At 66.1% G+C, this 22,574-nt stretch carries 24 protein-coding genes; 13 read left to right on the top strand and 11 right to left on the bottom strand.

What is annotated here, in order from left to right; genetic code table 11:
- Positions 1-117: 117 nt before the first annotated feature.
- The 7 genes from OCH7691_RS02595 to OCH7691_RS02625 all read left to right on the top strand — a co-directional run bounded on the left by OCH7691_RS02595 (position 118) and on the right by OCH7691_RS02625 (position 6,115).
- On the top strand, positions 118-774 hold the full coding sequence (locus tag OCH7691_RS02595) for a Tim44/TimA family putative adaptor protein (RefSeq protein WP_085881857.1): 657 nt from the start codon (positions 118-120) through the stop codon (positions 772-774).
- Between the two features lie 5 nt (positions 775-779).
- A complete protein-coding gene (gene mltA / locus OCH7691_RS02600; RefSeq protein ID WP_085881858.1) occupies positions 780-2,018 on the top strand; it encodes a murein transglycosylase A in 1,239 nt (412 codons plus the stop codon).
- A gap of 92 nt (positions 2,019-2,110) precedes the next feature.
- A complete protein-coding gene (locus OCH7691_RS02605; RefSeq protein ID WP_085881859.1) occupies positions 2,111-2,875 on the top strand; it encodes a (Fe-S)-binding protein in 765 nt (254 codons plus the stop codon).
- Positions 2,876-2,878: 3 nt separating this feature from the next.
- A complete protein-coding gene (locus OCH7691_RS02610) occupies positions 2,879-4,300 on the top strand; it encodes a LutB/LldF family L-lactate oxidation iron-sulfur protein (protein ID WP_085881860.1) in 1,422 nt (473 codons plus the stop codon).
- Positions 4,297-4,992 carry a LutC/YkgG family protein gene (locus OCH7691_RS02615; protein ID WP_085881861.1) on the top strand — a complete coding sequence of 232 codons (696 nt, stop codon included), beginning with the start codon at positions 4,297-4,299 and terminating at the stop codon, positions 4,990-4,992. Before OCH7691_RS02610 ends, OCH7691_RS02615 begins: the two co-directional genes overlap by 4 nt.
- 199 nt (positions 4,993-5,191) lie before the next feature.
- Positions 5,192-5,605: a Smr/MutS family protein gene (locus OCH7691_RS02620; protein WP_176244898.1), complete on the top strand. Its 414-nt coding sequence runs from the start codon at positions 5,192-5,194 to the stop codon at positions 5,603-5,605.
- A gap of 9 nt (positions 5,606-5,614) precedes the next feature.
- The gene (locus OCH7691_RS02625) at positions 5,615-6,115 is read left to right on the top strand and encodes an MmcB family DNA repair protein (protein WP_085881863.1); all 501 of its coding nucleotides are present in this window, start codon (positions 5,615-5,617) and stop codon (positions 6,113-6,115) included.
- Here the strand turns inward: OCH7691_RS02625 and rfaD are convergent.
- From rfaD to OCH7691_RS02645, 4 genes are all read right to left on the bottom strand, one after another.
- The gene (gene rfaD, locus OCH7691_RS02630; RefSeq protein WP_085881864.1) at positions 6,106-7,101 is read right to left on the bottom strand and encodes an ADP-glyceromanno-heptose 6-epimerase; all 996 of its coding nucleotides are present in this window, start codon (positions 7,099-7,101) and stop codon (positions 6,106-6,108) included. The two genes, OCH7691_RS02625 and rfaD, sit on opposite strands and share 10 nt — an antisense overlap.
- Positions 7,098-8,567, bottom strand: coding sequence for a D-glycero-beta-D-manno-heptose-7-phosphate kinase (rfaE1, locus tag OCH7691_RS02635; RefSeq protein WP_085883456.1), 1,470 nt, complete (start codon positions 8,565-8,567; stop codon positions 7,098-7,100). The genes rfaD and rfaE1 overlap by 4 nt, the downstream gene beginning before the upstream one ends.
- 10 nt (positions 8,568-8,577) lie before the next feature.
- Positions 8,578-9,177 (bottom strand): D-sedoheptulose 7-phosphate isomerase, encoded by a 600-nt coding sequence (locus tag OCH7691_RS02640; protein ID WP_085883457.1) that lies wholly within the window; start codon positions 9,175-9,177, stop codon positions 8,578-8,580.
- A 100-nt stretch (positions 9,178-9,277) separates the two neighbouring features.
- Positions 9,278-10,561, bottom strand: a complete 1,284-nt coding sequence (locus tag OCH7691_RS02645; RefSeq protein ID WP_085881865.1) for a glycosyltransferase family 4 protein — start codon at positions 10,559-10,561, stop codon at positions 9,278-9,280.
- 178 nt (positions 10,562-10,739) lie between these two features.
- On the opposite strand from OCH7691_RS02645, the gene OCH7691_RS02650 reads away from it, so the two are divergent.
- Complete coding sequence (locus OCH7691_RS02650) at positions 10,740-11,930, top strand: hypothetical protein (protein ID WP_139839492.1); 1,191 nt, start codon at positions 10,740-10,742, stop codon at positions 11,928-11,930.
- Positions 11,931-11,960: 30 nt separating this feature from the next.
- Here the strand turns inward: OCH7691_RS02650 and OCH7691_RS02655 are convergent, their stop codons facing one another.
- The 3 genes from OCH7691_RS02655 to OCH7691_RS02665 all read right to left on the bottom strand — a co-directional run bounded on the left by OCH7691_RS02655 (position 11,961) and on the right by OCH7691_RS02665 (position 14,743).
- Positions 11,961-12,716, bottom strand: coding sequence for a DNA-methyltransferase (locus OCH7691_RS02655; RefSeq protein WP_085881867.1), 756 nt, complete (start codon positions 12,714-12,716; stop codon positions 11,961-11,963).
- Between the two features lie 67 nt (positions 12,717-12,783).
- Positions 12,784-13,344, bottom strand: a complete 561-nt coding sequence (locus OCH7691_RS02660) for an ActR/PrrA/RegA family redox response regulator transcription factor (RefSeq protein ID WP_085881868.1) — start codon at positions 13,342-13,344, stop codon at positions 12,784-12,786.
- Between the two features lie 40 nt (positions 13,345-13,384).
- Positions 13,385-14,743 carry an ActS/PrrB/RegB family redox-sensitive histidine kinase gene (locus tag OCH7691_RS02665; protein ID WP_217807753.1) on the bottom strand — a complete coding sequence of 453 codons (1,359 nt, stop codon included), beginning with the start codon at positions 14,741-14,743 and terminating at the stop codon, positions 13,385-13,387.
- A gap of 62 nt (positions 14,744-14,805) precedes the next feature.
- Here OCH7691_RS02665 and OCH7691_RS02670 point away from each other — a divergent pair, with 62 nt between their 5' ends.
- The 3 genes from OCH7691_RS02670 (at position 14,806) to OCH7691_RS02680 (ending at position 17,209) form a co-directional block, all read left to right on the top strand.
- Positions 14,806-15,615 (top strand): ABC transporter ATP-binding protein, encoded by an 810-nt coding sequence (locus tag OCH7691_RS02670; protein WP_085881870.1) that lies wholly within the window; start codon positions 14,806-14,808, stop codon positions 15,613-15,615.
- A complete protein-coding gene (locus tag OCH7691_RS02675) occupies positions 15,612-16,460 on the top strand; it encodes an ABC transporter permease (RefSeq protein ID WP_139839493.1) in 849 nt (282 codons plus the stop codon). The genes OCH7691_RS02670 and OCH7691_RS02675 overlap by 4 nt, the downstream gene beginning before the upstream one ends.
- Before the next feature lie 71 nt (positions 16,461-16,531).
- Positions 16,532-17,209 carry a lipid-binding SYLF domain-containing protein gene (locus OCH7691_RS02680; RefSeq protein ID WP_176244899.1) on the top strand — a complete coding sequence of 226 codons (678 nt, stop codon included), beginning with the start codon at positions 16,532-16,534 and terminating at the stop codon, positions 17,207-17,209.
- A 16-nt stretch (positions 17,210-17,225) separates the two neighbouring features.
- Here OCH7691_RS02680 and OCH7691_RS02685 read toward each other — a convergent pair whose 3' ends face one another.
- Complete coding sequence (locus OCH7691_RS02685) at positions 17,226-17,825, bottom strand: ankyrin repeat domain-containing protein (protein WP_085881872.1); 600 nt, start codon at positions 17,823-17,825, stop codon at positions 17,226-17,228.
- A gap of 208 nt (positions 17,826-18,033) precedes the next feature.
- Here OCH7691_RS02685 and OCH7691_RS02690 point away from each other — a divergent pair, with 208 nt between their 5' ends.
- Both OCH7691_RS02690 and OCH7691_RS02695 read left to right on the top strand, forming a co-directional pair.
- Positions 18,034-19,254: a polyhydroxyalkanoate depolymerase gene (locus tag OCH7691_RS02690; protein WP_085881873.1), complete on the top strand. Its 1,221-nt coding sequence runs from the start codon at positions 18,034-18,036 to the stop codon at positions 19,252-19,254.
- 1 nt (position 19,255) lies between these two features.
- Positions 19,256-19,696 carry a YcgN family cysteine cluster protein gene (locus OCH7691_RS02695; RefSeq protein WP_085881874.1) on the top strand — a complete coding sequence of 147 codons (441 nt, stop codon included), beginning with the start codon at positions 19,256-19,258 and terminating at the stop codon, positions 19,694-19,696.
- Between the two features lie 34 nt (positions 19,697-19,730).
- On the opposite strand, the gene OCH7691_RS02700 is transcribed toward OCH7691_RS02695, so the two are convergent.
- The 3 genes from OCH7691_RS02700 to ugpA are packed head-to-tail and all read right to left on the bottom strand — an operon-like array spanning position 19,731 to position 22,545.
- The gene (locus OCH7691_RS02700) at positions 19,731-20,804 is read right to left on the bottom strand and encodes a sn-glycerol-3-phosphate import ATP-binding protein UgpC (protein ID WP_085881875.1); all 1,074 of its coding nucleotides are present in this window, start codon (positions 20,802-20,804) and stop codon (positions 19,731-19,733) included.
- Between the two features lie 14 nt (positions 20,805-20,818).
- A complete protein-coding gene (gene ugpE, locus OCH7691_RS02705) occupies positions 20,819-21,664 on the bottom strand; it encodes a sn-glycerol-3-phosphate ABC transporter permease UgpE (protein WP_085881876.1) in 846 nt (281 codons plus the stop codon).
- A complete protein-coding gene (gene ugpA, locus OCH7691_RS02710) occupies positions 21,664-22,545 on the bottom strand; it encodes a sn-glycerol-3-phosphate ABC transporter permease UgpA (protein WP_085881877.1) in 882 nt (293 codons plus the stop codon). The genes ugpE and ugpA overlap by 1 nt, the downstream gene beginning before the upstream one ends.
- Between the last annotated feature and the right edge of the window lie 29 nt (positions 22,546-22,574).

The following is a 22,574-nucleotide window of genomic DNA, read 5'->3' on the forward strand; positions in this document are numbered from 1 at the left end:
CTATCGACGGAAGAGATAGGCTTTCCAGTAGCAGACTAGGGGTCGCCAGTCGTCTTTCGCAAGGGCGGCCGGGATCTCTCTGCCGGATCAAGGGCATAGGGACGCAAGGGCCAAGCTTTGCAATATCTCGACATCATACTGCTGGCCATGGTGGCGGCATTCATCTTTCTTCGCCTGCGCAGCGTCCTCGGCAAGCGGACCGGTCATGAGCAGCCGCCTCCGGAGCGTTATTCCGGCAAGCCGCTGGAGGATGACGCGGCCACGGACGAGAAAGTCGTCAAGCTGCCGCATCGCAAGGGATCGCAGGATACCCTGTCGCCCGAACTCCGTGCCGTGCTCACCCGCGTCCATGTCGCCGACCGCGGTTTCGACGAGGCGCATTTCATGCAGGGCGCCCAGTGGGCCTATGAAACGATCGTCAACGGCTTCGCGAAAGGCGACCGGGAAGCGCTTCGGCCGCTGCTGACCGACGATGTCTTCGCCAGCTTCAACGCCGCGATCGAGGCTCGCGAGGCGGCCGGACATGACATGCATACCGAGATCACCGACTATCGTTCGGCCGAGATCGAGGAAGCCACTTTCGAGGACAATGTCGCGGATATCACGGTACGTTTCGTTACCGAAATGGTGACCTTCACCAAGAATAGCGACGGTGTCGTGATCTCCGGCGATCCGACGACCGGAAAACCGGTCATCGACATCTGGACCTTCCGGCGCGATACCGGCAGCAAGGATCCGACCTGGTATCTGTCGGCGACCCGTTCCGAGACCTGACACCGATGCGCCAGAGACTGCGCCGCTGGCTCTTTCCGGTCTTCAACCTCGCCATCGTCATCGCCATCGTCTACGGCTTCCTGCTCTGGTTCGAGAAACCGGAAGTACCCGAACCGGTCGAGGCGATGCTGACCCTGGTACCGGTTTCCTTCGCCGATCTGCCGGGCTGGGACGACGATGACGGCGTAGGCGCGCTCGATGCCTTCGGGCGCTCCTGCGCCAGGCTGATGGCGCAGCCGGCCGACCGAAGCATGGGCGGCACGGGCGAGGCCGGGACGCTGGCCGACTGGCAGCCGGTCTGCGCCGCCCTCGACACGGATCCGCCGCCGCAGGCAGCCCGGGCGTTCTTCGAAAGCCATTTCACGCCCTACATGGCCCGGTTCGGCGATGATCCGGAGGCCCAGCTTACCGGCTATTTCGAGCCGACCTATCCCGGCAGCCTGACGCGTTCGGAAACCTTCGACGTGCCGCTCTATCGTCGTCCGCCGGATCTGGTGAATGTCGATCTGGGCGCGTTCCGCGAGGAATTGCGCGGCGAACGTATTGCCGGTCGCGTTGTCGGCGGGGAATTGCGGCCTTACGCCGACCGGGCCGCCATCGATACCGGCGCGCTCGCCGAGAAGGGTCTCGAACTCGCCTGGCTTGCCGATCCGGTCGATGCCTTCTTCCTGCAGATACAGGGGTCGGGACGGGTCGCGTTCGACGACGGCACGGAAATGCGGGTCGGCTACGCGGCCCAGAACGGACATCCCTATTTCGCCATCGGCCGGGAGCTGATCGCCAGTGGCGCGATCCCGAAGGAAGAGATGTCGATGCAGGCGATCAGGGCCTGGCTGGCAACGCACGGCACCGAGGCGGCCCGGGTCATGCAGCTCAACAAGTCCTACGTGTTCTTCCGCGAACTCGAGGGCGAGGGGCCGATCGGCGCCCAGGGAGTCGCGCTCACGGCGGAGCGGAGCCTCGCCGTCGACCGCAAGTGGCTGCCGCTCGGCGTGCCCCTGTGGCTCGAGACGACGATCCCGGCCGAGGCCGTTCCCGGGTCCGCGCCGGCTTCCGGCGAGCCCTATCGGCGGCTCATGGTTGCCCAGGATACCGGCGGCGCGATCCGAGGTGCGCTGCGTGGGGACATCTTCTTCGGTCACGGCCCGCTTGCCGCCGACCGGGCCGGGCGGATGAATGCCACGGGCCGGTTCTGGCTGCTGCTCCCGAAGACCCTCGCGGCGCGGACGGCGCCGAGCGGCTGAACGGCTGCTGTGCCCCGGGCCCGTCTGGTCAAGCGGGAGGCGGCATCCTATAGTCGCCGCATCACCGGAACGCGCATGAAACGGGGCGACAGATGACGAAGCAATCGGTACGGGTCGGGCTGTTTGTCACCTGCCTTGTCGACCTGTTCCGGCCGAGCGTCGGTTTCGCCGCGGTGAAGCTCCTGGAAGCGGCCGGATGTGTAGTCGAGGTACCGGCGGCACAGACCTGTTGCGGCCAGCCGGCCTACAACAGTGGCGACCGGGCAGATACCGCGGCGCTCGCCCGCAACGTCATCGCCGCCTTCGAGGGCTTCGACCATGTGGTTGCGCCGTCCGGTTCCTGCGCCGGCATGCTGAAACATCATTATCCGCGCCTGTTCGACGATGACCCGGCGATGAAGGCGCGCGCCGAGCGTTTTGCCGACAAGGTCCATGAACTGGTCTCCTTCCTCGTTGACGTGATGGAGATGCCGGACCAGGGAGTGCGCTGGGAAGCGACCGCGACCTACCACGATTCCTGCAGCGGCCTGCGCGAACTGAAGGTCAGGGAGCAGCCCCGCGCGCTGCTCGGCAAGGTCGAGGGCCTGACCCTCACGCCGTTGCCCGGCGCCGAGACCTGCTGCGGCTTCGGCGGGACCTTTGCGGTCAAGTACGGCGAGGTCTCGACCGACATGGTGAGCCGGAAATGCGACGATGTCGCCGCGACCGGCGCCGACCTCTTGCTGGCGGGCGATCTCGGCTGCCTGATGAACATCGCCGGCCGCTTCCGCCGCGAGGGAAAGCGCGTCGAATGCCGCCATGTCGCGGAAGTGCTGGCTGGCCTCCGCGATGTGCCGGCGATCGGCGAGGGGGGCTGAGCGATGCAGACGACCAGTCACGCCTTCAAGGACAATGCCCGCAAGGCCATGGCCGACGTCGATCTCCGGACGGCGCTGAAGCGAGTCGAGACCGGGTTCACGACGGCGCGCCGAAAGGCCGCCGACCGATTGCCGGAGTTCGAGGACCTGCGCGACGCCGGGCGCGACATCAAGAACCATGTGCTGGAGAATCTCGACTTCTATCTCGAGCGTTTCGAGGAGCGCGTGATCGCCCAGGGCGGCAAGGTCCATTGGTGCAGCACGCCGCGCGAGGCCCGGGAGACGATCCTCAAGCTTTGCCGCAGCGTCGATGCCCGGACCGCGACCAAGGGCAAGTCGATGATCGCCGAGGAAATCGCCCTCAATCCCTTCCTCGAGGCGAACGGGATCGAGCCGATCGAGACCGATCTCGGCGAATATATCATCCAGCTCGCCGACGAGCCGCCGAGCCATATCATCGGACCGGCGGTGCACAAGACCAAGGACCAGGTCTCGGACCTGTTCCTTGAACATCACTGGAAATACGGCCGCACCGAGCGTCAGACCGACCCGCAGGCGCTGGTCAACGAGGCCCGCGAGATCCTGCGCCAGAAGTATGTCGATGCCGACGTCGGCATCACCGGCGCCAATTTCCTGGTCGCCGAAACCGGCTCGACGATCATCGTGACCAACGAGGGCAACGGCGATCTGACGCAGATGCTGCCGAAGATGCATATCGTGATCGCCAGCCTGGAAAAGATCGTCCCGACCCTCGATGACATGGCGACCATCATGCGGGTCCTGGCGCGCTCCGCGACCGGGCAGGAAATGTCGGTCTATACCACGCTGTCGACCGGGACCCGGCGCGAGGGCGATCTGGACGGGCCGGAGGAATTCCACGTCGTGCTGCTCGACAACGGGCGCAGCGAAATGGTCGGGACCGAGCTCCAGGAACTGCTGCGCTGCATCCGCTGCGGCGCCTGCATGAACCATTGCCCGGTCTATCACACCGTCGGCGGCCATGCCTACGGATGGGTCTATCCGGGCCCGATCGGGGCGGCGCTCGATCCGCATTTCCTCGGTATCGAGGAGGCCCGTCACCTGCCCAGCGCCTCGACCTTCTGCGGCAAGTGCGAGGAGGTCTGCCCGATGCGCATCCCCTTGCCCCGGATCATGCGCTACTGGCGGGAACAGGCCTTCGAGCGTCGGGTCGGACCCCCGCTCGAACGCGCCGGGATCCGTTTCTGGGCCTTCTTCGCGCGCCGTCCGGCGCTCTACCGGCTCGCGACACGGCTGGCGATCCGTGTTCTCCGACGCCTTGCCGGCCGGCGAGGCGTGCTCACCGCCCTGCCCTTCGCCGGCGGCTGGACCGACGGTCGCGACCTGCCGGCGCCCGAGGGACGGACCTTCCAGGAACTCTGGAAAAGCGGCCGGAGGAGCCCGTGACCGTGTCGAGCCGCGAGAAGATCCTGTCCGGCATTCGGCGCGGACTGAAACGGGGACCGCTCGAAGGGTCGGCGCGCGACGCGGTCGAGGCCCGGCTTGCCGACCTGAAACGAAACCTGATCCCGGCCCGTGGTCAGCTCGACAGGGCGGGCCAGCTTCGGCTGTTCCGGGAAATGGCCGAGATGCTCGATGCGACCGTCGAGATCGTCGACGGGCCGGATGCGGTGCCGGCGGCGGTCGACGGCTTTCTCGGTCGCCACAACCTGCCGAAAACGCTGCGCATGGCGCCGCACGAGACCCTCGAGGCACTGCCCTGGGCGGAGAAGGCGCCGCTCCTCGAACTCAATCGTGGCGCTGCCCGGGTCGAGGACCAGGCGGGTCTCGGGATGGCCTTCGCCGGCGTTGCCGAGACCGGGACGCTGGTCTTCCTGTCCGGCGGCAACTCCCCGGCGACGGTCAATTTCCTTCCGGACAATCATGTCGCGGTGCTGCGCGCCTCGGACATCGCCGGTGCCTACGAGGAGGTCTGGACGCGGATCCGCGCCGATCGCGAGCCCGGCACCCTGCCGCGCACCGTGAACCTGATCAGCGGTCCCTCGCGAACCGCGGATATCGAACAGATGCTGATCAAGGGTGCGCACGGACCCCGGCGGCTCCACATCATCATCGTTCCGGATGACGAGGCCGCCTAGGCGCCGGCTGCCGACGGCCGCCGAGTACGAGCTCTGGCTGCGCGCAATGCGCGACACGCAGCCATTGCCGAAGCGGTCGCCCGAGCCTGCGTCGGAAAAACCTGCCCTGCCTGACCGGGAGGGGCCAACAAGCACCGCCCGCCCGGCGCGTGAGCCCGGTCCGCCGCCGCCGGCGCCGCGGCTGCCGGCCGGCGCTTCCGTGCCGGACGGGCCCGAACCCGGCACCGCGGGTGTCGACCGGCGCACTGCAGACCGGCTGCGCAAGGGCAAGATGACCGTCGAGGGCGTCGTCGACCTGCACGGCCTGACCCGCGACGAGGCGCACCAGATGCTGACCCGTTATCTCGCCCGCGCCCAGGCTACCGGCAAGCGCTGCATCCTGGTGGTCACGGGCAAGGGCGGTGCGCGCAAGGATTTGTCCGACGCGGAGAATGCCGACTGGATGAGCGCGCGGGAACGCGGGGTGCTGAAGCGCGAGGTGCCGATCTGGCTCAGCCAGTCGCCGAACCGCGAACGGATCGTGATGACGGCCGCCGCCCGGGCCGGGCATGGCGGTTCCGGCGCGATATATGTCCTCCTGCGCCGCCGCCGCGCAACCGGGGCCGGGAAGTGAGCCAGGACAATGGGTGACGAAACCACGGTTCCGGACTGGGATGGGCTCGGCGGCCGCGAGGTCGCGCCGGCGCTGGCCCGCGCGGTGCTCCGGCTGCTCGCTGCGCTCGGCGCGCATGGGATCGCCGAGGTGCCGCTGCGCAGCGGCCGGCGGGTCGATGTCATGGCGCTCGACCGGAACGGCGCGATCACCGTGGTCGAGATCAAGTCGAGCATCGCCGATTTCCGGAGCGACCGGAAATGGCCGGAATATCTCGATTACTGCGAGCGCTTCTTCTTCGCCGTGCCGGCCGGCTTCCCCGTGGAGATCCTGCCCGCCGAACAGGGCCTGATCGTGGCCGACCGCTTCGAGGCCGCCATCGTCCGGGAGGCGCCGCTCCGTGTCCTGAACCCGGCGCGGCGGAAGAACCTGACGCTCCGCTTCGCCCGGACAGCGGCCGAACGGCTGCGCCAGCGCGACGATCCGGGACCGGCTTTCCAGGGTGCTACCCTGTCCGGGGTTCAGCGATAGGGGTCGTCTGCCTCCAGGTAGCGCCGGACATAGTCGGCCACGCCGTCCTCCAGACTGGTGAAGGGCGCGTTGTATCCCGCCTTGCGAAGCCGCTCCATGCGCGCCTCGGTGAAATACTGGTATTTCGGACGGATTTCCTCGGGCATCGGGATGAAGCGGATGTCCGCCGGCAGGCCAAGCGCTGCGTAGACCGCGTTCGCGAGATCGTGAAAGCTGCGCGCCCGGCCGGTCCCGACATTGAAGAGCCCGCTCGCGGCGGGATTATCGAGCAGCCAGAGCACGATATCGACGCAATCCCCGACGTGGACGAAATCACGCCTCTGGCCGCCGTCCGGATAATCCGGATGATGCGAGGTGAAGAGTTCGACCGGGCCGCCGTCCCGAATGGCGCGGTGGGCCTTGGCGACGACAGACTGCATGGCGCCCTTGTGGCCCTCGTTCGGGCCATAGACGTTGAAGAATTTCAGGCCCGCCCAGCGCGGCGGGGTCGGTCCGCCATCGGCGACGATGCGGGCGACGCGGCGGTCGAAGAGATGCTTGCTCCAGCCGTAGACATTCATCGGGCGGAGCGTCGCCAGGCCTTCGATCGAGCCGTCGTCGTCGAAACCGCGGCTGCCGTCGCCGTAGGTCGCCGCCGACGAGGCATAGATGAGCGGGGCTTCCGCCTCCGCGCACCATTGCCAGAGCATCAGCGAGAGCGAAAAATTGCTGTCGACAACGAGATCGGCGTCGCGCTCGGTGGTCGACGAGATCGCGCCCATATGGACAACGGCCTCGACCCGGTCGCCTTCGACATCCAGCCAGTCGCCGAGCAGTTCCGGCAGGACGAAATCGGCCAGCTCCCGCTTGGCCAGGTTCCGCCACTTGTCGTCGGTGCCCAGGCGATCGCAGATCGCGACCCGACGGCCGCGATCGACGAGGCCGGCGACGATGTTGGAGCCGATGAAGCCGGCACCGCCGGTGACGAGGACGAGTTTGTCGTTCATGGGCTCTGTCTGTTCATCCGCGCGATGGTTCGGGTCGTGCTGTAGCCGTCCTCGAGCCGGGCGAGCATCACCTTGCCGCCATTGGCGCGGACGATGTCGCCACCGACGACCTGATCGGGAGCATAGTCGGCTCCCTTGACCAGCACGTCCGGCTTCAGCGTCTCGATCAGCCGGATCGGCGTGTCCTCGGCGAAGACGATCACGAGGTCGACGCTGGCCAGCGAGGCCAGCACGATGGCGCGCGCCGCCTCCGCCTGGATTGGCCGGTCCGGGCCTTTCAGGCGGGCGATGCTCTGGTCGCTGTTGAGGCCGACGATCAGCCGGTCGCAGGCCGCCCTGGCCTGGCCGAGCAGCGAGACATGGCCCGGGTGGACGAGGTCGAAGCAGCCATTGGTGAAGCCGACGCGCAGGCCCTGGGCGCGCCACTTCCGGACCCGTTCGAGCGCGCTTTCCAGGCCGACGATCTTGATCTCGGCCGCGTGCATGTCGGCGGCATGGACGGCCGCGCCGAGCTCGTCGAGGCCAACCGTCGCGGTCCCCGCCTTGCCGACCGCGATACCGCCCGCGAGATTGGCGATCGCCGCCGCCTCCGGCGAACCGACGCCGGCGGCGAGCGCGATGGCGAGTGCCGCCGCCACCGTGTCACCGGCACCCGACACATCGAACACTTCCCGCGCCTGTGTCGCCACGTGACGTACTTCGCCTTCCGTGACGAGGGTCATTCCGGCACCGGATCGTGTTACCAGGAGCGCCGGGATGTTCAGCCGGGCGCGCAGCATCTCGGCCGCATCGGCGACCTCGGCATCGCTGCCGCAGGGCGCGCCGGTGAAGTCAGCGAGCTCCTTGAGGTTCGGTTTCAGCAGGGTGACGCCACGATAGCGTTCCACGTCGGCGCCCTTCGGATCGGCGATCACAGGGATCCCGGCGGCACGGCCGAGACGGATTGCCTCGGCCAGCACCGGCGCGGACAGGACACCCTTGCCATAATCGGAAAGCACCATCGCCTGCACCGTTGGCAGCGCGGCGCGCACCGCCTCGATCAGCGCCCCGGCGGTTGCCTCATCGACCGCGCCGGCCTCTTCCCGGTCGGCCCGGAGAAGCTGCTGGGCACCCGCGACGAAGCGGGTCTTGAGCGTCGTCGGCCGCTTCGGGGACACGATGAAACGAGTTTCGAGTCGGGTGTCGGCCCGGGCCGCCTCGCGCAACGTTTCCGCCGCCTGATCCGCGCCGACGGCGGCGATCAGGGTCGCTGAGGCGCCGAGTGCGGTGATGTTGCGCGCGACGTTGCCGGCGCCGCCCATCATCGCCTCTTCGCGCTGGACATGGACCACCGGGATCGGTGCCTCGGGCGAGATCCGCGAAACCCTTCCATAGACGAAGCGGTCGAGCATGACGTCGCCGAGGCAGAGGACGCGGAGTCCCGGGGCGGCCTCCTCGAAGGCCGCGAACGCGGCGAATTCGTTCATCGGTCCCGTCTCACAGCAGGCCGAGGCGGCGTTCGAGCGCACCGCAGAGGATATGGCCGATCAGGATATGCATCTCCTGTATGCGCGCGGTGTCGTCGTCCGGAATGACCAGCAGCGGATCGGCGAGCCCGGTCATGGCGCCGCCGTCGCGGCCAGAAAGGCCGGCCGCAACCATGCCGCCGGTCTTCGCCGCGCTCAGCCCGGCCAGGATATTGGGGCTGGAGCCTGAGGTCGAAATCCCGATCGCGAGATCGCCGGGCCGGCCGAGCGCCGCGATCTGGCGGGCGAACACGGCCTCGAATCCGTAATCGTTGGCGATCGCCGTCAGCGCCGAACTGTCGGTCGTCAGCGCGATCGCCGGGATCGGCGCGCGGTCGGCCGCCAGCCGCCCGACCAGTTCGGCGGCAATATGCTGGGCGTCCGAGGCGCTGCCGCCATTGCCGAACAGGAGGATCTTGCCGCCCTTCCCGATCGTCCGGGCGGCGATATCGACCAGCGCGGGGAGGCGGTGTTGAAGGGCGCTCCGGGTGGCGGAAAAGGCGGCCTGGTGGGCGTCGAAGATCGTCGCGCAGTAAGCAGCGATGGCGTCCGGGTCGCTCGGCGGGGTCATGCGGGGGGCATCCATGATCGCCGGGTTTTAGACCAGCAATCGTCCGGCCGCAACGGAACGACGGGCGTGCGGGCCGGGCTCGTCGCCTCGGCGGCCGTGTTCATTCCGCGCCGCCGGTACCGGTCGCCATCGTTTCCTGCTCCGGCGCCAGCGGCACGCGGGGCGGAATGCGTCCGGCGGCGATCTCGCCGATCAGCGACAGATGGCGCGGCAGCAGCCTGGAAAGGGCGTATTGCTCGACGATCGTCCGCCGGGCGTTGCGGCGGAGACGTTCGAACTCGGCCTTCTTCTCGAGTGCGAGGTCGATCCCTTCGGCCAGTGCCTCGACGTCGAAGAAATCGACGAGCAGGCCGTTGTGGCCGTCGCGCAGCACCTCGCGAACCGGCGGCGTGTCGGACGCGACGATCATGCAGCCCGTGGCCATCGCCTCCATCAGTGACCATGAGAGCACGAACGGCACCGTCAGGTAGACATGCACGGTCGAGGCCTGCAGGACCTTCAGATAGTCGCTGTAGGGCAGGAGCCCGGTGAAATGAATGCGCTTCGGGTCGAGCTCGAGTTCGAGTTCGCTCAGCATGCGCTTCTTCCAGCTTTCGCCGTCGGGCAGGCGTTTGCCATAGGCGACCCGGTCGTCGCCGACCACGACCACATGGGCGCCCGGGCGCATTTCCAGTAGCTGGGCGGCGGCACGCATGAACTCGGGAAAGCCGCGGTAGGGCTCCATTCCGCGCGTCGCGTAGGTGATGATCTCGTCGACCCCGCTGAGGTCGAGGCCGTCAAGCTTGAGGGTGGCGTCGCGTGCCGGGCGGAAGAAATCGGTGTCGACCCCGTCATGCAGCACCGACATGCGCGGGCGGAAAATGTCGGGAAACTGCGACTGCTGCCACATAGTCGGGGTCAGGCCCCAGTCGCACTGGGCGAGGTCGAGCAGGATCGGTGCGTTTCGCGTGCGGATCCGGCAGGCGTCGTCGTGGGTGATCACCGAATCGATCAGGAAGTCCGCATCGCTGCCGCGGGCGTGGTAATACCACTCGAAGTAGCAGAGCAGCCGGGCTTCCGGGAAGATATCCTTCACGTAGAGCGTCGGGCCCCAGCCCGAATGACCGCAAATCACATCCGGTATGAAGCCGCGCTTGCGCAGTTCGATGCAGGCGCGAAAGACCGCCTGGCCGTTCAGGACCGCCGATTCCGTGCCGCGAAGATAGTGATGGGTCTCCTTCGCCGGCTCGCGGCTGGGCTTGAACAGCAGCTTGCCGACGCCCGGCAGGTTGCCCTGCCGGTTATGCGTCGCGAAGACCACGGAATTAGCCGGATCCTGCGCGAGCGCTGCCGCGACATGCCGATACTGGGCGGGAAAGTTGTTATGGAGAAACAGGACCTTCATCGCACCGCTTCTGCAAAACCGTCATTGCTCCATACCTGTATAACGCCAATCGGAAGGGGGCGGCAGCCCGATTGCGGGAAAGTTTTCACGGTTCACTAACTCTTTGCCATTACGGTGATGGCCGTTGGACAGAAGGCCGGTTTCAGTAAGGTACGTCAAGGACGGGACGGAACGCTCCATGTTGCCCAATCAGGATTCAGTTCTCGAAGAAGTGACCCGCAGGCTGGCCAAGGCACCTTCCGGCTTCCGCGCCGTACAGGTTCATCTGGCACGGCTCGACCCGTGGAATTGCCGCGACCATCATCGGCGGATCGCCGCCGAGTGCTTCGATGTCCTGAAACGACACCGGGATGGCCAGCTCTTTCACCTGTCCAACAGCGATATCGTCTTTATTTGCCGGCGACCCGCCGACGGCGAGCTCGAGGCTGTCATCGGCCACCTCTCGAAACTCTTTGCCGACGACCCGCTGCTCGAGCATCCCGAACAGTTCCGGACCTTCTTCAATCTGGAAACCAATATCGGCGCTTTCGCGCTCATTCCGGTGAAGCTCCGGGAAGAGAACCTGGCGCGTGGCGGCGCGGTCGCGAATGCGATCGAGCTCGAGCCGCTCGATCCGCGCCGCCTCGGACTGCTCGAGGATCAGCTCATGGGAGTTGATCTGGAGAATATCGTCCGGCGACAGGCGGTCTGCTCGGTCGACGAGGCCGGCGTGGTCAAGCCGCTGTTCAACGAACTTTACGTGGCGATCGCGGAGCTGGCGCGCTCGCTCATGCCGAATGTCGACCTGGCCGCCGATCCGTGGCTGTTCCGCCGGCTCACCGCCACACTCGATCGTCGGATGCTCAAGCTCATTCCCAAGCTGCAGAGCGTCACGTCGATGCCGACGTCGATCAACGTCAACGTCTCCTCCGTGATCACCGAGGATTTCCTGGCCTTCGACCAGGTCATGCGGTCCCGCAACGAACAGCGGATGATCATGGAATTCCAGCCGGTCGACGTCTGTGCGGACTACCAGAGCTTTTCGTTTGCCTGCGCCTTCCTGCGGGAGAAGCAGTACCGCGTCTGTCTCGATGCATTGACCAGCAAGAACCTTCCGTTCCTCCGCCCCGGGCGCCTTGGCGTCGACATGTGCAAGCTGTTCTGGAGCCCCGAGCTCGAGGGCAAGACGCCGGAGACCCTGGCCAAGGATCTGCTCGGCGCGATCCAGGAAGTCGGCAAGCAGCGCCTGATCCTTGCGCGCTGCGACGGGCCGGAGGCGATCGCGTTCGGTCACACGCTCGGACTCAGGCTGTTCCAGGGCCGCCATGTCGACGTGCTGCTCCGGAAGCATCTTGCCGAACAGCGCGTGAAGCAGGCGGCGAACGGCTGAGCCGCGGGTCGGCGCCGGACTTTCCTGTCTTCAGATCAGGTCCGCCTGCCGGTCTTCGCCCGGCTGGTCGCGAGACACCCGGCCGGCGCGCGGGTCTTCCGAATCGAAGCCCGTGAAGGGACGCGCGAGCCGCGCCTCGGTCAGCGCGACATAGTCCGGATTGATATCGAAGCCCAGATAATCGCGGCCGAGCGCCTTGGCGACCCGCGCGGTCGTGCCGCTGCCGACGAAGGGGTCGAGGACCAGTTCGCCCGGCCGCGAGCTCGCCCGAACGATCCGGGCGATCAGCGCCTCCGGTTTCTGGGTCGGATGGGGCTCCCGCTCCTCGGCGCAATAATGCACATGGCTGAACTGCCAGACGTCGCCAGGATTGGCGCCGGCCATGTTGTTCCGTTTGCGGAAATATTTCTGCGGGATCCGGACATCGTCGAGATTGAAGGGCGGCCGCTCGGCCGGCGAGAACCACAGGATATCCTCGTGGCGCGGCGAGAAACCGCGCTTGCGGCCCATGCCCTGCGTGTAGTGCCAGGTGATCCAGCCCTGCGGATGCAGGCCGAAATCCTCTTCCAGCATCAGATAGAGCCGGGCGATGAAACGCACGCCCATGAAGACGTAGATCGAGCCGTCCGGCCGGATCACGCGGGTCGCCTCGGCCAGCCAGTCGCGGCAGAAGCCGGTGTAGGCGTCGCGTTCGCGGAGGTCGATGTTGTTGCCGAAATTCTTCCCGAGATTGTAAGGCGGGTCGGCGATCAGCAGGTCGACCGAGGCATCGGGCAGGGTCTTCATGAGTGCCGCCGCGTCGCCGACAAGAACGCGGTTGCGGGGCGGAGGTGCGGTAGCGGTCGGCACCGGTTCAGCGCGGCGAATGCTTGGCGAGGATCCGCTGGAGGGTCCGCCGGTGCATGTTTAGCCGTCGCGCGGTTTCCGAAACGTTGCGGTCGCAGAGCTCGAACACGCGCTGGATATGTTCCCAGCGGACCCGGTCGGCGGACATCGGATTCTCCGGCGGGACCGGCATCTCGCTGTCGGATTCGAGCAGCGCGGCCTCGATCGCATCGGCATCGGCCGGCTTGGCGAGATAGTCCACCGCGCCCGCCTTGATCGCCGCGACCGTGGTTGCGATGTTGCCGTAGCCGGTCAGCATCACGATCCGCATCGACGGATTGATGGCGCGGAGCTCCGGCACCATGTCGAGGCCGCTAGCCTGGCCGAGCTTGAGGTCGATGACGGCGAAGTCCGGCTGCTCCCGCCGTGCCGCGCCAAGGGCCTCCTCGACCGAACTGGCAAGCGCCACGGTGAATTCCCGACGTTCCATGGCGCGGCCGAGGCGGCGCAGGAAGATCTCGTCGTCGTCGACGATGAGCAGCCGGCGCTCGCCGATCGCCCCGTCGTCTGTCGCCTTGCCCTCAGACATTGCCTCTCCACTTGCAAAGACGGCACAACCCATAGTCGCCTCAGGGGCTGCCCGGCTCCTCTAATATCCCACGCGGCCAGACGATGACAACCTTGGCGCCCCGGTCCCTTTCGTTGCCGAAACGGATCTCCGCGCCGGTCCGCTCCAGCAAGGTCTTGGCGATGAAGACGCCAAGACCCATGCCGCCGTTGCCGGTTCGCGTCGAGACATAGGGCTCGCCGAGCTTCTGCATGATGTCGAACGGGATGCCGGGCCCGTCGTCGGCGATCTCGATGCGGGCCTCCCGATCGTCCCAGGACAGGCGGATCTCGACCAGGCCGGCGGCGAAATCGAGCGCATTCTCGATCAGGTTTCCGAGCCCGTGCTCGGTCTCGGGCAGGCGGACGAAGCGGGGTTCGGGTCCCTGGTTGTCGGCAGCGGTGACGATCCGGAGAACGATGCCGTTCGGCTGATGGCGTTCGGCCGCGCTGGCCACCAGGGCCCTGAGGCCCAGGACGGCAAGCGGGCGCTCGTGGCCGCTCTCCGGCTGTTGCGTGAGCTCCGCCAGCAGCCGGGCGCAACGGTCCGCCTCGGTCGCCAGTATGGAGATGTCCTCGCGATAGGGACTTCCCGGTTCCACATCGCGGACCAGTTCGTGGCTGATCAGCTTGATCGTGCCGAGCGGCGTGCCAAGCTCATGCGCCGTTGCCGCCGCCAGCGCGCCGAGCGCGGAGAGTTGCTGTTCGCGGGCGAGCGCGAGGTGGGTGGCGGCCAGCGCGTCCTGCATGCGCCGGGCCTCGGCCGCGACCCGCCAGGCATAGACGGTGATGAAGACCACGCCGAGGGTAAGCGCCGACGCGATTCCGGCGACATAGAGCCCCGGCAGCGCGAAGCCCTCGGCGACCCAGGGAAGCGGCTGGTGGCGGACCGAGAGCAGAAGAATGATGGCGACCGCGATGGTGACCAGGAGGAGCGTCGAGGAGAACGACAGCACGGTCGCGGAAATCGTCACCGGGACGATGAGGAGAAGCGCGAACGGGTTGTCGAGACCACCGGTCAGGTAGAGCAATGCCGCGAGCTGCAGCACGTCGTAGCAGAGCGAGAGCGTGGCGCCGCGGTTGCTGAGCCGGGCGCCGGTCGGATAACTGAGCGAGACCGCGAGGTTCAGCACCGCGCTCGCGGCGACGATGCCGAGGCACAGGAAGAAGGCGAACTCGAACTCGAGGGCGACGCGCACGAACAGCAGCGCGAAGGTCTGCCCGGCGACGGCGATCCAGCGGCTGATGACAAGTGTCTGCAGACGGACGCGACGCTCGTGGTCGGGCAGAGGCGGCGAACCGGAGCGCGTACCCGACTGATCGGGCCCGGCGAGCGAAGGCTGGCCGCCGCCGGGATCGCCAGATGTCGACGGGTCGCTCACGTTCCCTCCTGTGCTGCGGACGATGCTTGGCAACGGCATAGAACCCGAACCATATTAGGTCAATGTCCACAAACGAACCTATTCCGCCCTCGGCGGTCGCCGTCGACCGACTGAGCAAGAACTACGACGGCATTCTCGCGGTCGACGAGATTTCCTTCACCGTCCCCGCGGGCAGCGTGATGGCGCTGCTCGGCGGCAACGGCGCCGGCAAGACGACGACGATCTCGATGCTGCTCGGGCTGCTGACCCCGACCAGCGGTGGCATCACCGTGCTCGGACACGACATGCTGGCCGATCGCTATGCGGTGCTGCCGCGGATGAACTTCTCCTCGCCCTATGTCGATCTGCCCCATCGCCTGTCGGTGCGCCAGAACCTGCTGGTCTATGCCCGCCTTTATGGCATCGCCAGGCCGCGGGAGCGGGTCGAGCAACTTGCCGAGGCGCTCGACCTGACCGGCTTTCTCGGTCGCTGGACCGGTCAGCTCTCGGCCGGCCAGAAGACCCGGGTGGCGCTGGCCAAGGCGCTGATCAATCAGCCCGACCTGCTCCTGCTCGACGAGCCGACGGCGTCGCTGGACCCGGATACCGGCGACTGGGTGCGGCAGTATCTCAAGGATTACCAGGCCAAGACCCGGGCGACGATCCTGCTTGCGAGCCACAACATGGCGGAGGTCGAGCGGCTTGCGGACCACGTCCTGATGATGCGGGCGGGGCGGATCGTCGATCGCGGGGCGCCGGCGGCCCTGCTCGCGCGCTACGGCCGCAACAACCTGGAGGAGGTCTTCCTCGACATTGCCCGCGACCGGCGGCGCGCCGTCGCGACGGTCTCCGCGGCCGGGCTGGCGGCGGACGACGACGTGAGCGTGCTATGAGTGCCGGAGCCCCCGAATATACCCCGCAGGCGCTGCGACAGAACAATCCCGCCTTCAGCGCCGGCCGCGTGCTCGCCATGGTGTCGCGGCATGTCTACCTGATCAGGAGTTCCTGGCCGCGGCTGCTGGAGATGGCCTACTGGCCGACCGTGCAGATGATCATGTGGGGCTTCATGACCCAGTATCTGGCCGGGCATGCGAATTTCTTCGCGCAGTCGTTCGGGTTGTTGCTTGCGGCGGTGCTCCTCTGGGACGTGCTGTTCCGTGGCCAGATCAGCTTCTCGGTCTCGTTTTTCGAGGAAATGTGGTCGCGCAATCTCGGTCATCTGTTCGTCAGCCCGTTGCGTCCGGCGGAGATGGTCGCGGCGCTCATGACGATGAGCCTGCTCCGGACGATCCTCGGCGTCGTCCCGGCGAGCCTGCTCGCGATCGCCTTCTTCGGGTTCTCCATCTACGAACTCGGCCTGTCGCTGGCCGCCTTCTTCTTCTCGCTGATCATGTTCGGCTGGGCGATCGGAATGGTGGTTTCGGGCCTCGTGATGCGCTTCGGTCTCGGCGCGGAGAACCTCGCGTGGGCGGCGATTTTCGCGCTGCTTCCGATCAGCGGAGTCTATTATCCGATCGCGATACTGCCGGAATGGGTGCAGCATGTTTCCTATGCCCTGCCGTCGGCCTATGCCTTCGAGGGCATGCGGAGCGTTATGATCGACGGCACGGTGCCCTGGGGCCTGATGCTTCGGGGCTTCCTGCTGAACGCGGTCTATCTCGCGATCGGCGCATGGATTTTCTCGCTCTTCTTCCAGGCCGCCCGGCGACGCGGCCTCTTGCTGCAGATCGGAGAATGAAGCCCGGGCCTTTCTTCCGACATCATTGGACATTAAATGCCGACGAACCGGCACCGAAAGGGAGCGACACGATGCTTAGAGCGTTGACCACCGCCATCGCCGCGATGGCCGTCCTGATATCCGGCGCCATATCGGCGCAGGCCAACGATCAGCAGGTCCTGATCGACCAGTCCAAAGCGACCATGGAAAGCCTGGCCGGCCAGTCGGACCTGGAAGGCATGCGGATCCTGCTGAAGCAGGCCAAGGGTGTTCTCATCGTCCCGCAGCTCCTCAAGGCCGGCTTCATCATCGGTGGCGAGGGCGGCAGCGGCGTGCTGCTGGCCCGACAGGCCGACGGCAGCTGGTCGGCCCCGGCCTTCTATACGCTTGGCGCCGCGAGCCTCGGCCTGCAGATCGGCGCGGAGGCGAAGGAAGTCGTGCTCCTGATCATGAATACCGAGGCGCTGAACGCGGTCATCAACAACCAGGTGAAGCTCGGCGCGGACGCCAGCGTCGCGGTCGGCCCGGTCGGCAAGAATGTCGAGGCGGCCACGACCACCAACCTGAATGCGGATATCTATTCCTACGCGCGCGCCAAGGGGCTGTTCGGCGGCGTCTCGGTTGAAGGCGCGGTCATTGCCGCCCGTGACAAGTGGAACCAAGCCTACTACGGGCAGGCGGTCACGACCGGCGATATCGTGGCCCGCGGCAAGGTCGATGCCGAAGGCACGAAGGCGCTTCGCATGACGGTCAGGAATTCGGAACTCTGATCCGGCGGCCGATGCGCTAGTTCTTCAGTCTCTCGAGCAGCTTGGCGACCCGGTAGCGGCGTGCCGCGGCGGCATAGTCGAGTGCGGTCCGGCCGGTGAAGTCGGCCGCGTCGATATCAACCCCGGCCTCGACCAGAAGCTTGGTCACGTCGACCGCGCCGAACCGGGCGGCGCGGATCAGCGCGGTTTCGCCCTGGCGATTGGTGCGGCGCGGATCGGCGCCCTTGGCGATCAGCAGCGAAACGCTTTCCGCCTGGCCGCGACCGGCGGCGCGGATGATCGCGGTATTGCCTTCCCGGTCCTGCAGGTCGACGGCCGCGCCGCGCTCGATCAGCAGCTTGGCGATGTCCACCAGACCCGCCTCGGCGGCCAGCACGAGAGCCGGGGAACCGTCGGAATTGCGGACGTTGACGCTCGACCCCCGGAGCAGCGCCTGCAGCGCCTCGTTCTTGCTGCCGTCCTGGATCGCCTCGAGAAGGGGGTCCTGGCCGAAGAGCTGGGCAAGGAGAACCGGCCCCGCTTCGTCCGCCCGGGCGCCGGAAGAAGGCGTGAATCCGCCGGCCACGAAGAGCAGCGTGGCAGCGAGGCCGAGGCGAATGATAGTGCGGTGCCGCATCGCTCCCCTCCCTTGCAAGCGAACGCCGACGAAGGAACATGATCGCCGATCCTGCCCGTCGCACTCAAGACCTTATCGTAAATGAAAGCTTAGCGAATATGTCCGATGATGCGAGGGCCAGAATATCTGTGCTATTGTTTTCGCAATTGCGAAGGTCAATGTTAACATTGGTGCGTTGCGAAATCGGAAAGTGAGTGGGATAGTGGGTATGCTTTATCAGATGCATGAGTTCCAGCGTGTTGCCCTCGAACCCCTGAGGCTGATGGCCGGAGCGCAGCAGCAGTTCCTCCAGAATCCCTTCAATCCCGTGTCTTACCTGCCACCGGCGCGCGCGATGTCGGCGGCCTTCGAACTGTTCGACGATGTGACGCGGGCTTACGGAAAGCCGGCATTCGGCCTCGATCGGGTGACCGACGACGGCATCGTCTACCCGATCCAGGAAACGATCGTCGCCCGCAAGAATTTCTGCCAGCTCAAGCATTTCGAACGTCCGAATGCCGGGCGCCATCCGCGCATGCTGGTGGTCGCACCGCTGTCCGGTCATTACGCGACGCTGCTGCGCGGCACGGTCGAGGCCCTGCTCCCCGATCACGACGTCTATATCACCGACTGGCGGGACGCCCGGATGGTGCCGGTGATGAAGGGTCATTTCGACCTCGACGATTACATCGATTACGTGATCGAGTTTCTCCAGGTGCTGGGTCCGGATACCCATGTCATGGCGGTCTGCCAGCCGAGCGTGCCGGTTCTTGCCGCCGTTGCGCTGATGGCCGAGGCCGGCGATCCCTGCGCACCGGCCAGCATGACACTGATGGGTGGCCCGATCGATACCCGGCGCAACCCGACGCAACCCTGCAAGCTCGCCGAGGAGCATTCGATCGAGTGGTTCGAGAACTCGGTCGTGCAGCGCGTACCGTTCGCCTATCCGGGTTTTCTCCGGCGCGTCTATCCGGGCTTCCTGCAGCTTTCCGGTTTCATGGCGATGAACCTCGACCGCCATGTCGACGCCCACATGCAGTTCTTCCAGCATCTCGTCGAGGGCGACGGCGAAAGCGCCGACAAGCATCGGGAATTCTATAACGAGTACCGCTCGGTCATGGATCTGCCGGCGGAATATTACCTGCAGACCGTCGAGGCGGTTTTCCAGCGCCAGGCGCTGGCCAAGGGCGAACTGACCCATCGCGGACATCGCGTCGATACCGGCGCCATCGAGAAGACCGCGCTGATGACCGTCGAGGGTGAACTCGACGATATCTCGGGAGTCGGCCAGACCCAGGCCGCCCATGACATCTGCACACGGATTCCCGACAAGAAGCGCGTCCACTTCCTGCAGGAGAAGGTCGGCCACTACGGTGTCTTCAACGGATCGCGCTGGCGCACCTCGATTTATCCGCGCATCCGCGAGTTCGTGAAGAACAACGTCGGCTGACATGGACGGCGAGGAACCGTTCTGGCGCCGGAAGGGGCTCCGCGAACTGGACGCGCAGGAATGGGAAAGCCTGTGTGACGGCTGCGGAAAATGCTGTCTGCACAAGCTCGAGGATGTCGACAGCGGCGAGATTGCCTTCACGAACGTCGCCTGTCGGCTGCTCGACCTGGGAAGCTGCCGCTGCAGCAACTATCCGGAACGCCGGCGACTGGTTCCCGATTGCCTCGTGCTCACCCCCGACATGTTCGATGACCTGAGCTGGCTGCCCGGTACCTGTGCCTATCGGCTGATTGCCGAAGGCAAGGATCTCGCCTGGTGGCACCCGCTGGTCTCGGGCGATCCGGAAACCGTGCACCAGGCCGGGATCTCGGTTCGCGGCCGGGTCGTCTCGGAACGCCGGGTGCGCGATCTCGAGGACCATATCGTCGACTGGCCGGCCTGAGCGAGCGGCCGAGGTCGCACGGTGCGCCCGCCGATCAGAGGCGTCGCCCGCTCTCCGAATCGAAGAGATGCAGAAGCTCCGCCCGGGTGTCGAGCAGCACGCTCGCGCCGGCGGCGATATGCCGGCCGCCGGGCAGCCGCGCGGTCAGCGGAGTGTCGCCGAGGCGGCCATGGACCAGGGTGTCTGCGCCGAGCTCCTCGGCGATCTCGACCTCGACCTGGAAGGTTTCCGGCCCCCTTTCCTGCACGACCGAGAGATGCTCGGGCCGGATGCCGAGCGTCACGCGGCCGCTGGCATGGTCCGGCACGCCGCCGTTGGGTAGGGCGATGGTCTCGCCCGATGGCAGGCGCACGGCCTTGCCGCCCTCGACCGCCTGGCATTCGATCAGATTCATCGATGGCGAGCCTATGAAGCCGGCGACGAAGGTCGTGGCCGGCCGCTCGTAGACCTCCATCGGCGTCCCGACATGCTCGGCGACACCTGAATTCATGACCACCAGCCGGTCGGCGAGGGTCATCGCCTCGACCTGGTCATGGGTGACATAGACCGAGGTGACGCCGAAGGTGCGATGCAGCCGCTTGATCTCGATCCGCATCTGCACGCGCAGCTTGGCGTCGAGATTGGAGAGCGGTTCGTCGAACAGGAACACCGACGGCTGGCGGACGATCGCCCGGCCCATTGCCACGCGCTGGCGCTGGCCGCCGGAGAGCTGGCGCGGCTTGCGCTGCAGATAGTCGCCGAGCTGCAGCGTTTCGGCGGCGACATTCACCCGCGCCTCGATCTCGGCCTTCGACATGCCGCGAATCTTCAGCCCGTAGGCCATGTTGTCGTAAACCGACATATGCGGGTAGAGCGCATAGTTCTGGAACACCATGGCGATATCGCGGTCGCCGGGCTCGACCTCGTTGACCACGCGTTCGCCGATCATGATCTCGCCGGCGCTGATCCGCTCCAGCCCGGCGATCATGCGCAGGAGGGTCGACTTGCCGCAGCCGGACGGCCCGACGATCACCACGAATTCGCCGTCGGCGATCCGCAGATCGACGCCGTGGATCACTTCCAGTTCGCTGTACGATTTTCGAACGCCCGCCAGGGTCACTTCGGCCATGTTCTGAATCCCTGTTATTTCTCGACTTCGACGAGGCCCTTGACGAACAGCCGCTGCATGAACACGACCACCGCGACCGGTGGCAGCAGCGCGAGGATCGCCGTCGCCATCGTCAGGTTCCATTCGGCAACCGTGTCGGCAACGTTCACCATGCGCTGGATGCCCATCACGATGGTGTTCATGCTTTCATCGGTGGTGACCAGCAGCGGCCAGAGATACTGGTTCCAGCCGTAAATGAAGAGAATGACGAACAGCGCCGCGATATTCGTCCGCGACAGCGGTATCACCACATCGAAGAAGAAGCGCAGCGGCCCGGCCCCGTCGATCCGCGCTGCCTCGGTCAGCTCGTCCGGGATCGTCAGGAAGAACTGCCGGAACAGGAAGGTCGCCGTCGCCGAGGCGATCAGCGGCAGGATCAGGCCGGCGTAGGAATTCAGCATGTTGAGCTGGGCGACGACTGCAAAGGTCGGGATGATCCGGACCTCGACCGGCAGCATCAGCGTAATGAAGATCAGCCAGAAGCAAAGCATGCGGAAGGGGAACCGGAAATAGACGATTGCATAGGCCGACATCAGCGAGATGATGATCTTGCCGACGGCGATGCCGATCGCCATGACCAGGCTGTTCAGCATCATGATGCCGACCGGCGAGCCGCCGGCGGACACCATGCCCTGCCCGAGCACGGTCGTGTAGTTCTCGTAGGCATTGCTCCCGAACCAGCCGGGCACCCGCGCGATCAGGTCGTTGGCCTCGTGTGTCGAGGCGACCAGCGCGATGTAGAGCGGGAAGCAGACGATCCCGATGCCGCCGATCAGCACGGCATGGGAGAGGAAGGTGAGCCAGGGGCGGTTCTCGACCATCAGTATTCCACCCGCCGTTCGATGTACTTGAACTGCACCACCGTCAGCGTGATGACGATCGCCATCAGGATCACCGACTGCGCCGCCGAGCCGCCCAGATCCTGGGCGATGAAGCCGTCGTTGAAGACCTTGTAGACAAGGATCTCGGTCGAGCCCGCGGGCCCGCCCTGGGTGATGCCGTGGATGATCCCGAAGGTGTCGAAGAAGGCATAGACGATGTTGACGACCAGCAGGAAGAAGGTCGTCGGCGAAAGCAGCGGGAAGACGATCGTCCAGAAACGCCGCGACGGCGAGGCGCCGTCGATCGCCGCCGCCTCGATCAGGCTTTTCGGGATCGCCTGCAGGCCGGCAAGGAAGAACAGGAAATTGTAGGAGATCTGTTTCCAGGTGGCCGAGATGATTACCAGCACCATCGCCTGGTTGCCGTTCAGCACATGGTTCCAGTCAACCCCAACCGCGCGCAGCGAGAGCGCCAGAATGCCGTTGCTCGGGTTGAACATGAAGAGCCAGAGCACGCCGGCGATCACCGGGGCGACCGCGTAGGGCCAGATCAGCAATGTCTTGTAGATCGTCGCGTTCTTGATGGCGCGGTCGGCCATGACGGCGAACAGCAGCGACACCAGGAGACCGAGCGCGGCGGTCGAGACGCTGAACACCACCGTGTTCTTGAGTGCCCGCAGGTAGTAGGGATCGTGAAACAGGAACTCGAAATTCTCGAACCAGACGAATTCCCGGTTCAGTCCGAAGGCGTCCTCCAGCAGCAGCGACTGATACAGCGCCTGGCTGGCCGGCCAGAGGAAGAAGATGAAGGTTACCAGAAGCTGCGGCGCGACCAGCATGAAGGCCAGGCCGTTATTCTGAAAGCTGACCCGTTTCAGCATATATCCCCGCCCGTGTGGCGCGACGAGAC

The organism is Oceanibacterium hippocampi (genome assembly GCF_900172325.1).
GTDB lineage: Bacteria > Pseudomonadota > Alphaproteobacteria > Sneathiellales > Sneathiellaceae > Oceanibacterium > Oceanibacterium hippocampi.